The sequence below is a fragment of the Streptococcus sp. 20925_1_44 genome (assembly GCF_041432435.1).
GTDB classification, from domain to species: domain Bacteria; phylum Bacillota; class Bacilli; order Lactobacillales; family Streptococcaceae; genus Streptococcus; species Streptococcus infantis.
In genome coordinates, this window is the sequence record NZ_JAPVZQ010000003.1 from 92,251 (window position 1) to 105,157 (window position 12,907).

Consider the following 12,907-nt stretch of genomic DNA (forward strand, 5'->3'; position numbering starts at 1 on the left):
AAACTGCGTCAGCTTTACCTTGCCTAACTCAAGTTATGCCTACGGTTAGCTTCCTAGTTTAGATTTGATTTTCATTGAGTATAAATTGAAGGGAAAATTATGTACGAATATCTAAAGGGTATTATTACCAAAATTACTGCTAAATACATCGTTCTAGAAGCTAACGGTATCGGCTACATCCTGCACGTAGCTAACCCTTATGCCTACTCAGGACAAGTCAACCAAGAAGTGCAAATCTATGTGCATCAAGTCATCCGTGAAGATGCTCATCTACTTTACGGTTTTCGCTCGGAAGATGAGAAGAAACTCTTTCTCAGCTTGATCTCTGTGTCGGGCATTGGTCCTGTTTCCGCTCTTGCCATCATCGCAGCTGATGACAATGCAGGCCTCGTTCAAGCTATTGAGACCAAGAACATCACCTACTTGACCAAGTTCCCTAAAATCGGTAAGAAAACAGCCCAACAGATGGTATTGGATCTAGAAGGTAAGGTGGTTGTGGCAGGGGACGACCTCCCTGCTAAGGCTGCAGCTCCATCTAGCAGCGACAACCAAGAATTGGAAGAAGCCATGGAAGCCATGTTAGCCCTGGGCTACAAGGCTACTGAGCTTAAGAAAATCAAAAAATTCTTTGAAGGAACGACTGATACAGCAGAGAATTATATCAAGTCGGCCCTTAAGATGTTGGTGAAATAATGGGGATTGCTCGAATCACTTTAGTTGGAGCAAAGAACAGTAGCAACCATGTCAAGATAAAGTTTAAAAATGGGAAGATTGATAAACTATGGCTACACTGTACCGTTTTTCCATTGTTTTGTAAAAATTGTCAACAGAGCCAAACAGGATTATTCTTGCATAGTGGCTCTCGCTATGGTCAAGTTGGCTCACTTCCTTGTGAATTTTGTGGTGCAAGTATTGCCATAGTGGATAATGACAATATAGTAGATAGTATAAAAGTGAATGATGAACCTTGTTCTTTCGAGAAACTCTACCTGTTAGGTGCAGACTATATTGAATGGTTTGAAGAATGGTATGGGATAACAATGGCTCCAGAAAGCTTATTTGAAGGTTGGACTGATTGGATGTCTGTAGACCAGCTTCGAGAACAGATTGAAACATTAACTGGAATAGAAACAGGTGATGGTGTAAGGTATCAAACGGACGAGAGATTTAACCCTCTGCCAACAGATATTAATCGTTGGATTAATCTATTGGATAAGTCTACTGCTCCCTTGCCTGATTATGTTTCAAAGATAGGAGAATAAGATGTCAAAACGCTGTGGCTGGGTTAGAATGAACAACCCTCTGTATGTAGCTTACCATGATGAAGAGTGGGGCCAACCTCTCCACGATGACCAAGCCCTTTTTGAGTTGCTCTGTATGGAGACTTATCAGGCGGGCCTATCCTGGGAAACGGTGCTCAACAAACATCAAGCCTTCCGAGAAGCCTTTTATGGCTATCAAATTAAAGCAGTCGCAGAGATGACTGACACCGAATTGGAAGCTTTGCTGGATAATCCAGCCATCATCCGAAATAGAGCCAAGATTTTTGCGACACGTGCTAACGCCCAGGCCTTTCTACAAGTGCAGGCAGACTATGGTTCTTTTGATGCCTATCTTTGGTCTTTTGTGGATGGACAAACCATCATCAATGATGTGCCTGACTACAGCCAGGCGCCTGCCAAAACAGCTCTATCTGAGAAATTATCCAAAGATCTCAAAAAACGAGGCTTTAAGTTTACGGGTCCTGTTGCAGTTTTGTCATTTCTACAAGCTGCAGGTTTGGTTGATGACCATGAGAATGATTGTGAATGGAAAAGTGGAAATAAGTGACGTTAGATGACTAGAACATCAGAGAATATAGAAAAAGCTGAGAAATTCATCTCAGCTTTCTTTGTTATAGTAAAAGCGAATGACTTGCTCCGTTGCGTCTACATACGCGTGGACTCCAAAGGGAACAATTGCTCTTGGTGTAGCATGGCCAACGTTTAGATTATAGACAATCGGGATATTGCTATCAATGGTGTCCATTAAAGCCTCCTTATAGTCGTCAAAGAAGGCTTCATCCATAGGTTTTCCGACCAAGAGTCCACTGATGACCGCGAATATGCCCGTGTCCTTTAAAGTCCGCAACATCTTTTTGAAGTCTTCAGGCTTAGGCTTTTCTTCGCTTATTTCTAGCAAGAGGATTTTTCCTTCCCAGTCTGACAAGTCAGGGAAAAGTTTGTATTTTTGGCAGAGGTCTGTGCTATCTGCGTGTAGAGAGTTGTCAAAAATATCATAGAGAGACTCGAGGCAACCACCGAGGATTTCTCCCTCAAACTGAGCATTGCCTTGTAACAAGTCAAAACCAGTATTTGCATGGCTGACACGAGGTGTTCCCAAGGCTTTGGGACTAAAATCAGTCCGTTCCTCGTACCAAACGTTACTAGGGCGGATTTCTGAGATTCTTCCAGTCTCAATCAATTCTTTAAAGTAGTGAAGGCTATATGGCAACATTTCTTTGTCTAACTCACAAATGTCGGCTAAAAAGGATTGGCCGTAAAAAGTCTTGACCCCTAGCTTATGCAACATGAGGTGGTTCATGGTTGTATCCGAGAAACCGAGAAAAATCTTTGGTTTGATAACCTTTTGTAGTTGGTTATTTTCAAAGAGGTAGGGTAGCAAACGATAGGTATCGTCTCCACCAATGGCGCATAGGATTATGTCGATGATATCATCAGAAAAGGCATGAATCAAATCCTCTGCACGTGCCTCAGGATGCTCCTTGATAAAGTCTAATCCTTTTAGTGAATGGGGCAAAAAGATAGGATTGAGTCCCAGGTCCTTGAGACGTTGAATACCCAAGTCCACTTCGTGCTTGACAAAGTCTTCACCGATAATTCCACTAGATAAGCTCACAATACCAATAGTAGAAACCATGTCTTGACCCTCCTGAAAATAGATTAAGCCTATCTTATCACAGGAGATGAGATAAAACAACAAGAATTAGAGCCAGAAGAAGACTTTTAGATCGAGAAAATAGTAAAAAAGCAACCGCTCGATGTGGTTGCTTTTTATAGTAGTTGCATTCTTATAGAGCAGTAAGGAAGGTCAGTCCGCCAAGGATAACCCCAGCCGAGTTTGGAATGATTAGAATCCAGTCTTTCTTAGGCTCTTTTGTCCATCCATAAATGACCCAGATTAAGCAAGAGACTGCTGCTGATAAAGGTTGAAATGGTTGAGCTTTATTTCCTTGTAAATTGGCAAAAATTTGGGGGATGTAGGCTATAAATACAATAATCCCGATAAAGGCACCAATTGAACCAACAATTTGATTAATTCTCTGTTTAGTCATATATATTTCTCCTTATTACTTTATTAGTATAACAGAAAAACAACTTGGATTCAAGGATAAAACCTCGGGATTCCAAGGGAAGACTTTACATTAGAATGTTATTAGAAAATGTGTTTACTTCTTTTGAGAATCGAAAAATGATTTGGAACTACAAAAAAAGTAGTCTGTCTACAAAACACACTACTTTTATTGTTTATCTTAATATCTAGCTGGTCCTGCACTTGCGCTCTTGATGTTGAAACGTTTCTTGAGGTAGAAACGTAGGGCAAGGAGAGCTCCTCCAATCACCAATAAAACAAGTGGTGGGAGGCTGATGTTGATGGCTTGTGGAAGGAAGTTACTCAAGAAGAGGATGAGAACCCAAGCAAACATAGTCGCTAACATAACCAAAAGTGATTTCCAGAATGGAGGGCGTTGGCTACGGTCAGTATCTGGTCCGTAGTAGCGGTAGATGAAGTGGTAGAGAAGGTAAAAGGCAACCCCACCAAAGGCCCCTACACTGATAAGTGTTACCAATCCGTAAGCTACGGGTTGGTTTGAGAAGAAGCTCATCAAGGCGCTAACTACTGCAAATAATCCTGTGATGAAAAGGGCTGAATCCAACATCATCAATTTTGGATCGTCGTTTTCTTTTGGATGTTCTTTTTCGTATTGCTCTTTTTCGCTGAAGCTATGAGCCCAGTGAGTTGGTGCTCCGTAGATAGAACGTGCTGTCACTCCCTTTGGTTGTTCTTCAAGGATATGAGGAATGACTTCTTCAAGGATAGCCTTGATTTCAGCATCTGTTTTTCCGTCCTTGAGAAATTGCTGGGTTGCAATATGGATAAATTCCTGGTTTTTCTTTGTTAATTCTTTTAAATCAATCTGTGACATAATAACTCCTGTTTAGAACCATTTTTTATGGATGAGGTAAAGAGTGAGAGAAACACTCATAGCAAAGGCGATAAAGACGATGAGCCAAAAAGCATGCGGTTCTCCGTTTAAAGGGATTTCATTGTCCTTAAAGTTCATTCCGTAAGCTGAGAAAATCATAGTCGGGATAGACATAACGATGGTCACGAGGGCCAAGGTTTTCATGATATTGTTCTGGTTGTTTGAAATGATAGAGGCAAAGGTCTCTGTCATAGAGTGAAGGACGTTTCCATAGATATCCGCCATCTCGATGGCCTGTTGCGTTTCAATCAAGGTGTCTTCAAGTAAGTCTTCGTCTTCAAGGTATTTCTTAATATTGCTAGTTGCGCTAGTCAGTTTTTTAATCACGCGCTCGTTTGTCTTAAGAGAGGCCTTGAAGTAGACGATGGTCTTTTCCAACTCCATGAGTTCAATCAATTCTTCATTTCGAGTAGACTTGTGAAGTTGGGTTTCGATTTGCTCACTCTTACGTTCAATTGAACGAAGGGCTGTCAGATAAATTTCAGCGTTGCGGTAGAGGATTTGAAAGATAAAGCGTGAACGCATGAAGGTATAGAAATTCCGAAGTCTACGATTGATAAAGACATCAAGAAGTGGGAGAGGCTCCAAGCAAGTAGTAATGATAGCCTCTTCTGTGATGATAATCCCCAAGGGAATAGTCACGTAGTAGGTCTGGTTATTTCTTTCCTCTGTGATTGGGACGTCTACGATGATCAAGGTGTACTCATCTTCGATGGTGATACGAGACATCTCTTCCGCATCGAGCGGTGCACGGAGGTCGGCGATATCAATATCAAAGGCCGAGGCGATTTCCATCGATTCACTTTGGGTAGGATTGACGAGATTGATCCAAGTGCCCGGCTGGAGCGTATCGATCTCTTTAAATTCAGTTGTAGTTGAGAGAAAGACTTGTTTCATATCTCCTATCCTTTCCTAATCTATTCTGTGTTTAAGTGATTTTTAGCACCGTACTATTATACTACAAATTCGGCTTTTTTGGTAATAGAATTTCACTTTTTTTGGTATAATGGAAAGCAACAATGGACTAGAAAGAAGTAACATGCAAGATAAGATTGTCATCCATGGGGCACGCGCCCATAATTTAAAAAATATTGACGTGGAAATTCCACGTGACAAGCTAGTGGTGGTGACGGGGCTGTCGGGTTCGGGCAAGTCGAGTCTTGCCTTTGATACCCTGTATGCAGAAGGGCAACGTCGCTACGTTGAAAGTCTGTCAGCCTATGCTCGTCAGTTTTTAGGCAATATGGAAAAGCCAGATGTGGATTCTATCGATGGTCTCAGCCCTGCCATTTCTATTGACCAGAAAACGACTAGTAAAAACCCTCGCTCAACGGTTGGGACAACGACGGAAATCAACGATTATCTACGTCTCCTCTATGCTCGTGTAGGAACACCCTATTGTATCAATGGGCATGGGGCTATCAAGGCTTCGTCTGTAGAGCAGATTGTCGACAAGGTTTTGGAGTTGCCAGAGCGCCAACGCTTGCAGATTTTGGCTCCTGTTATTCGTAAGAAAAAAGGGCAACATAAGACGCTGATTGAAAAGATTCAAAAGGATGGCTATGTTCGTGTCCGTGTCGATGGGGTTGTCTATGATGTGACCGAAGTTCCTGAACTTGAAAAGAATAAACAACACAACATCGATGTGGTGGTAGACCGTATTATCATCAAGGAAGGTATCCGTAGTCGTCTCTTTGACTCCATCGAAGCAGCCCTTCGTATCGCAGAAGGTTATGTGGTCATCGATACTATGGATGATTCAGAGTTGCTTTTTTCAGAACACTATGCCTGCCCAGTCTGTGGTTTTACAGTTCCGGAACTAGAACCTCGTCTCTTCTCCTTCAATGCTCCGTTTGGTTCTTGTAGTGAGTGTGATGGTTTGGGGATCAAGCTAGAGGTTGATACGGACTTAGTCGTACCAGATGCTAGCAAGACCCTTCGTGAGGGAGCATTAGCACCTTGGAATCCTATCTCTTCTAACTATTATCCAAATATGCTAGAACAAGCCATGACAGCCTTTGGAGTGGACATGGATACGCCTTTTGAGGCCTTGTCAGAGGAGGATAAGAATCTCATTTTCTATGGTTCAGATGGTAAGGAATTCCATTTCCACTATGAAAATGAATTCGGTGGAGTTCGTGATATCGATATTCCATTTGAAGGTGTTATAGGAAATATTAAGCGACGTTACCATGAAACCAATAGCGACTATACCCGCACACAAATGCGTCTTTATATGAATGAGCTAACTTGTGGCACTTGTCACGGTTATCGCCTCAACGATCAGGCCTTATCCGTTCGTGTAGGAGGAGAGAAAGCCCCTCATATTGGAGAAATTTCAGACCTCTCCATCGCAGACCATTTGGAGGTTATTGATCAACTAAGCCTATCTGAAAATGAAGCTATCATCGCTCGTCCGATTCTTAAGGAAATCAAGGACCGCTTGACCTTCCTCAATAATGTCGGACTCAACTATCTGACCCTTTCTCGTTCGGCAGGAACCCTATCGGGTGGAGAAAGCCAACGTATTCGCTTGGCAACTCAGATTGGTTCTAATCTCTCAGGAGTTCTCTATATTTTAGATGAACCGTCAATCGGTCTTCACCAGAGGGACAATGACCGCCTGATTGCCAGTCTGAAAAAGATGCGTGACTTGGGGAACACTTTAATCGTAGTAGAACATGATGAAGACACCATGCGAGAGGCTGATTATTTGATTGACGTTGGCCCTGGTGCAGGTGTCTTTGGTGGAGAAATTGTCGCAGCAGGAACGCCTAAGCAGGTGGCTCGCAACAGTAAATCCATCACAGGACAGTATCTATCAGGAAAACGTGCGATTCCAGTGCCGTCAGAACGCCGTGTAGGAAATGGTCGCTTTATCGAGGTGACTGGAGCGCGTGAAAATAACCTACAAAATATCACTGCTCGTTTCCCACTCGGGAAATTCATTGCGGTGACGGGGGTCTCTGGCTCAGGGAAGTCGACACTTATTAACAGCATTCTCAAAAAAGCCATTGCTCAAAAACTTAATCGCAATTCAGACAAGCCTGGTAAGTTTAAGACGATTACAGGGATTGAGCATATCGACCGTCTGATTGATATTGACCAGAGTCCTATTGGACGAACACCGAGGTCTAATCCTGCTACCTATACAGGTGTTTTCGATGACATCCGAGACCTCTTTGCTCAGACAAATGAAGCCAAAATCCGTGGTTACAAAAAGGGTCGTTTCAGCTTCAATGTTAAGGGTGGTCGCTGTGAGGCCTGCTCTGGTGACGGGATTATCAAGATTGAAATGCACTTCTTGCCAGACGTATACGTAGCTTGTGAAGTCTGCCACGGAACCCGTTATAACAGTGAAACGCTAGAAGTTCACTACAAGGAAAAGAATATCTCGCAAGTCTTGGATATGACCGTCAACGATGCGGTAGAATTTTTCAAACATATTCCGAAAATTCAACGCAAACTCCAGACCATTAAGGATGTAGGTCTAGGCTATGTGACCTTGGGACAACCTGCCACAACTCTTTCTGGTGGAGAAGCGCAACGTATGAAGCTGGCTAGCGAGCTCCATAAACGCTCGACTGGTAAATCCTTCTACATTCTAGATGAACCGACAACTGGTCTTCATACCGAGGATATCGCGCGTCTACTGAAGGTTTTGTCTCGCTTTGTAGACGATGGTAATACAGTTCTCGTGATTGAGCATAATCTAGATGTCATCAAAACAGCAGACCATATCATCGATTTAGGTCCAGAAGGCGGTGTCGGTGGTGGTACCATCATTGCAACAGGAACTCCAGAAGAAGTAGCTGCCAATGAAGCAAGCTATACAGGACAGTATTTGAAAGGAAAGTTACATCATGAATAAACGTGTGCAAGCATTTCTCGATAAAATGCAAGAAAAAGAACTAGATGGAATCATTATCAATAACCTTAAAAATGTCTACTATTTGACAGGATTTTGGGGTTCAAATGGAACAGTCTTTATCAGTCGTGACCGTCAAATTTTGGTGACGGATGCCCGCTATATCATCGCTGCTAAGCAGGAAGTTACTGGTTTTGAGATTTTTGCAGAACGTGACGAGTTGGCTGTTATTGCAAAGATTGCGAAAGACATGGGCCTTTCACGGATTGGTTTTGAAGATGAAATTTCGGTTTCTTATTACCACCGCATGCAAGTCGCTTTTGAAGGTTTGGAATTAATTCCTCAGACACAGTTTGTTGAAGCTCTTCGTATGATAAAGGACGAGACAGAGATTGCGACTATTCGCAAGGCTTGTTCAATATCAGACCAAGCTTTCCACGATGCGCTTGAATTTATCAAGCCAGGGAAGACTGAAATTGAAATTGCCAACTTCCTTGATTTCCGTATGCGTGAGCTGGGAGCGGCAGGTTTGTCTTTTGACACAATCTTAGCGAGTGGCATCAACTCTTCTAAACCCCATGCCCACCCAATGCACAAGCCAGTAGAACTAGGCGAAGCTATCACTATGGACTTTGGGTGTCTTTATGAGTATTATGTGAGTGATATGACTCGTACCATCTACCTAGGCCATGTCAGCGACGAACAAGCAGAAATCTACAACACCGTTTTGAAGGCTAATCAAGCATTGATTGACCAAGCTAAGGCTGGCTTAGGTTTCCGTGACTTTGACAAAATCCCTCGTGATATCATAGTGGAAGCAGGCTATGGACAATACTTTACACACGGTATCGGACACGGTATCGGACTTGATATCCACGAAGAGCCATACTTTAGCCAAACTTCTACAGAAGTTATTAAATCGGGTATGGTCTTGACTGATGAACCCGGTATTTATATCGAAGGTAAATACGGAGTTCGTATTGAAGATGATATCTTGATTACAGATACCGGTTGTGAGTTATTAACCCTTGCTCCAAAAGAATTAATCGTAATCTAAGAAAAATGAGATAAATCGTTGACTTTTACTAGTTAATGGTTTATACTGAAAGGCGAAAACGGTAGGTGAGGCTACCATAGGGATACGGATGACTACCGCAAAGCAGTGGAGACACTACTCGTTGGTCAACAGTCCTGGTCGCGAAGGTCAAGACTAAGCTCATTACATCGCCCTATGGAGTTAAAGCTTGAACGAAAACAGATCATAAGTTTTTTAGTCCTGCCATTTTATGGCAGGATTTTCTGCTGTTTTTAAAACAAAGAAAGGAGATAAACGATGCAAATTGACGATCATCCAGAACCGCACATACACAGCCAATCGCTGATTTGTGTCGTTCTGTCCCTATAAAGTGATTGGTCTCTGTGTATGATACTCTTCGAAAATCAAATTCAAATCACGTCAACGTCGCCTTGCCGTACTCAAGTACAGCCTGTGGCTAGTTTCCTAGTTTGCTCTTTGATTTTCATTGAGTATGAAATCACCATTCATACAGATAGGAGAAACCAATGAAAACTACAAAAGAAAGACTAGCAGTAGCTATTCAAACTCCATTAAAAGATAGTCTAGCTTTTTACCATACAAGTCTAAAAGGCTTAGACCAAGAACAGGTCGAAGAAAACCGTGACCTATATGGTGAAAACACCATTACCAAGGGTCAAGAGGATTCCATCTTTAAAAAGATTTATGAGTCCATTATCAATCCTTTCACAATCATTTTGCTTGTAATTGCCTTTATTTCTCTCGTTACAAACGTCTGGCTTGCCAAACCTGGTCAAGAGGACCCTACGACCTCTATCATTATCGTTGTCTTGGTTTTGATTTCAGGAGGCATTCGTTTTGTACAAGAGTTGCGGAGTGACAAGGCGACAACCAATCTTTCAAAAATGATTGTCAACACTGCAACTGTTATTCGCGATGGTCTTGAACAAGAGTTGCCAATCGATGAGTTGGTTGTGGGAGACCTCGTGAAATTGAGTGCGGGAGATATGATTCCAGCAGATGTTATCTTATTTGAATCCCGTGACTTTTTCGTTCAACAGTCAGGCTTGACTGGAGAAAGTGATGCAGTCGAAAAACTTGCTTTAAATAAAGCCACTGGTCAAAATATAGATAGCCTTTTAGAAGCAGAATCCTTGGCATTCATGGGGACAAACGTTATCTCAGGAAGTGCGACAGCTATGGTCCTAGCAGTTGGGGATGACACCATGATGGGAGCCATCGAACAAACTCTCAACACCTATGATGAGCCAACTTCTTTTGAACGTGAAATGAACAGCATTTCTTGGCTCTTGATCCGCTTGATGCTTGTCATGGTTCCGATTGTGTTTTTTGCAAATGGTTTAACCGATGGAGATTGGCTAGAAGCGGGAGTGTTTGCCTTGAGCGTTGGTGTCGGACTGACACCAGAAATGCTGCCAATGATTATTACAGCCAGCTTAGCAAAAGGTTCCATTATCATGGCCAAGGAAAAGGTAGTCATCAAAAAACTCAATGCTATCCAGGACTTAGGAGCAATCGATATCCTTTGTACGGATAAAACTGGAACTTTAACGCAAGATGAGATTGTCTTAGAATATCCCTTGGATATCCATGGTGATTTGGATATGGCGGTCTTAAGAAGAGCTTATCTAAATTCACATTTTCAAACAGGTTTGAAAAACTTGATGGACCGTGCCATCATCAGTAGAACTGAAAAAGAAGCCAAGGAACACGCTATCCTACAAAATCTAGACACCAGCTTCCAAAAAATCGACGAGCTTCCATTTGACTTTGAGCGCAGACGCATGAGTGTTATCGTCAAAGATGATAGCAATGTTGTTAGTATGGTAACCAAAGGCGCCTTGGAAGAAATGTTGACCATTTCGACACATGTGGAATATCGTGGAGAAATAATCCCTATTACGGAAGGTATTCGTCAAGAAGTGTTGGCGGAAGTTGGTCAATTAAACCGTCAAGGTTTACGTGTATTAGGTGTTGGTTACAAGTCAGGTCTACGTGAAGATTATGCCTATGCTGTGACTGATGAAAGTGACATGATCCTTACGGGTTACCTTGCCTTCTTGGATCCACCAAAACCATCTGCAGCACCAGCTATTCAAGCTTTGCTTGAGCATGGTGTCAAAACAAAAATTTTAACTGGAGATAACGAGAAAGTAACCCAAGCCATCTGTGAAAAGGTTGGATTGGATGTTGAGCATATGCTCTTAGGTGCTGACATTGATCAAATGACAGACCAAGAATTGGCAGAAGTGGTTGAAAAAGTAACAGTCTTTGCTAAATTGTCACCTGACCAAAAAGCCCGCATCATTCTACAGTTAAAGAGAAATGGTCATGCCGTTGGTTATATGGGTGACGGTATTAATGATGCCCCATCTATGAAGGTGGCAGATGTTGGAATTTCCGTTGATACAGCAGTAGATATCGCAAAGGAAACAGCTGATGTTATTTTGCTGGACAAGGATCTCATGGTCCTTGAAACTGGTATCGTTGAAGGTCGGAAGGTCTACGCCAATATGACCAAATATATTAAGATGACAGTTAGTTCAAACTTTGGGAATATCTTCTCACTATTGGTTGCAAGTATCTTCTTGCCATTTTTACCAATGGCTCCTGTTCATCTCATTGTCCTAAACCTAGTCTACGATTTATCTTGTGTGGCATTGCCGTTTGATAATGTGGATCAAGACTTCCTAAAACAACCCCATACATGGGAAGCAAAATCCATCACGCGATTTATGGTTTGGATGGGCCCAATCTCATCTGTCTTTGATATTTTGACCTTTATTTTCCTCTACTTTATTATTGTTCCTTTGATGACAGGCTATCATTATGTTCATGGTTCTGAATCTGCCCTTCAGTTTATTATCTTGTTCCAAACAGGATGGTTCATTGAATCTATGTGGTCTCAAACCATGGTTATCCATATGCTTCGTACGGCAAAAGTTCCTTTTGTACAAAGCAGACCAGCTTGGCTTGTAATCTTGACAACCTTGGTAGCCGCAATTTTCGTAACTAGTCTGCCTTATGGACCGCTAGTAAATATTCTTCATTTAGCTCCATTAGGGCTTCCTTATTTCTTGTTCCTAACCTGTATTATTTTCTTGTACATGTTTAGCGTCACAGTTATTAAGAAATGTTACATTAGGAAGTACAAAGAATGGTTATAGTTCGGTTTTTGTCAAGAAAAAAGATAGAAAACTGGGGAAAAAGTTAAATTTTTTTAAAAATAGGTCGCAAGTCGGATGTTTTTTATGGTATAATAGAATAAACTGATAGTAACATGTAGCGAAAGGGGTAGGTACATGATCAAAATTTATACAGTCTCAAGTTGTACTAGCTGTAAAAAAGCTAAGACCTGGCTCAATGCCCACCAGTTAAGTTATAAAGAACAAAACCTCGGTAAAGAGGGGATTTCTAGAGAAGAATTATTAGATATTCTAACAAAAACAGACAATGGAATTGCGAGCATTGTATCATCAAAGAATCGCTACGCTAAAGCTCTCGGAGTTGATATCGAAGATTTGAGTGTCAATGAAGTGCTTAATTTAATCATGGAAACACCACGCATCCTAAAAAGTCCAATTCTTGTTGACGAGAAACGTTTACAAGTTGGCTATAAAGAAGATGACATTCGTGCCTTCTTGCCACGCTCTGTCCGCAATGTAGAAAATGCAGAAGCACGTTTACGTGCAGCACTATAAAACATAAAGGCTGG

Annotated in this window: 11 protein-coding genes and 1 riboswitch; of the genes, 7 read left to right on the top strand and 4 right to left on the bottom strand. The window is 41.9% G+C overall.

From position 1 onward, the window contains the following. Nucleotides 1-99: 99 nt before the first annotated feature. From ruvA to O3643_RS04770, 3 genes are read left to right on the top strand one after another with little or no spacing between them, the layout of a single operon-like run. On the top strand, nt 100-693 hold the full coding sequence (ruvA, locus tag O3643_RS04760; RefSeq protein WP_371500206.1) for a Holliday junction branch migration protein RuvA: 594 nt from the start codon (nt 100-102) through the stop codon (nt 691-693). Next, entirely contained in the window at nt 693-1,262 is a 570-nt protein-coding gene (locus O3643_RS04765; protein ID WP_371500208.1) for a hypothetical protein, read from the top strand. The genes ruvA and O3643_RS04765 overlap by 1 nt, the downstream gene beginning before the upstream one ends. 1 nt (nt 1,263) lies before the next feature. After that, nucleotides 1,264-1,830: a DNA-3-methyladenine glycosylase I gene (locus tag O3643_RS04770; protein ID WP_371500210.1), complete on the top strand. Its 567-nt coding sequence runs from the start codon at nt 1,264-1,266 to the stop codon at nt 1,828-1,830. Between the two features lie 51 nt (nt 1,831-1,881). Here the strand turns inward: O3643_RS04770 and O3643_RS04775 are convergent, their stop codons facing one another. The 4 genes from O3643_RS04775 to O3643_RS04790 all read right to left on the bottom strand — a co-directional run bounded on the left by O3643_RS04775 (nt 1,882) and on the right by O3643_RS04790 (nt 5,164). After that, a complete protein-coding gene (locus tag O3643_RS04775; RefSeq protein WP_371500212.1) occupies nt 1,882-2,919 on the bottom strand; it encodes a S66 peptidase family protein in 1,038 nt (345 codons plus the stop codon). Between the two features lie 151 nt (nt 2,920-3,070). Continuing rightward, entirely contained in the window at nt 3,071-3,334 is a 264-nt protein-coding gene (locus O3643_RS04780) for a SemiSWEET family transporter (RefSeq protein WP_004250486.1), read from the bottom strand. Between the two features lie 198 nt (nt 3,335-3,532). Further along, the gene (locus tag O3643_RS04785) at nt 3,533-4,207 is read right to left on the bottom strand and encodes a DUF1129 domain-containing protein (RefSeq protein WP_016466360.1); all 675 of its coding nucleotides are present in this window, start codon (nt 4,205-4,207) and stop codon (nt 3,533-3,535) included. Nucleotides 4,208-4,219: 12 nt separating this feature from the next. After that, complete coding sequence (locus O3643_RS04790) at nt 4,220-5,164, bottom strand: magnesium transporter CorA family protein (protein WP_049508953.1); 945 nt, start codon at nt 5,162-5,164, stop codon at nt 4,220-4,222. Between the two features lie 142 nt (nt 5,165-5,306). Between O3643_RS04790 and uvrA the strand changes: the two genes are divergently transcribed. The 4 genes from uvrA (at nt 5,307) to spx (ending at nt 12,893) form a co-directional block, all read left to right on the top strand. Further along, complete coding sequence (uvrA, locus tag O3643_RS04795) at nt 5,307-8,138, top strand: excinuclease ABC subunit UvrA (protein ID WP_371500215.1); 2,832 nt, start codon at nt 5,307-5,309, stop codon at nt 8,136-8,138. Continuing rightward, on the top strand, nt 8,131-9,192 hold the full coding sequence (locus tag O3643_RS04800) for a M24 family metallopeptidase (RefSeq protein ID WP_371500217.1): 1,062 nt from the start codon (nt 8,131-8,133) through the stop codon (nt 9,190-9,192). The genes uvrA and O3643_RS04800 overlap by 8 nt, the downstream gene beginning before the upstream one ends. A 53-nt stretch (nt 9,193-9,245) precedes the next feature. Further along, nucleotides 9,246-9,399: riboswitch (M-box (ykoK) riboswitch) on the top strand. Between the two features lie 299 nt (nt 9,400-9,698). Then, nucleotides 9,699-12,359, top strand: coding sequence for a magnesium-translocating P-type ATPase (gene mgtA / locus O3643_RS04805; RefSeq protein ID WP_281137557.1), 2,661 nt, complete (start codon nt 9,699-9,701; stop codon nt 12,357-12,359). Nucleotides 12,360-12,494: 135 nt separating this feature from the next. After that, nucleotides 12,495-12,893, top strand: coding sequence for a transcriptional regulator Spx (gene spx / locus O3643_RS04810; protein ID WP_000591164.1), 399 nt, complete (start codon nt 12,495-12,497; stop codon nt 12,891-12,893). Nucleotides 12,894-12,907: the final 14 nt, after the last annotated feature.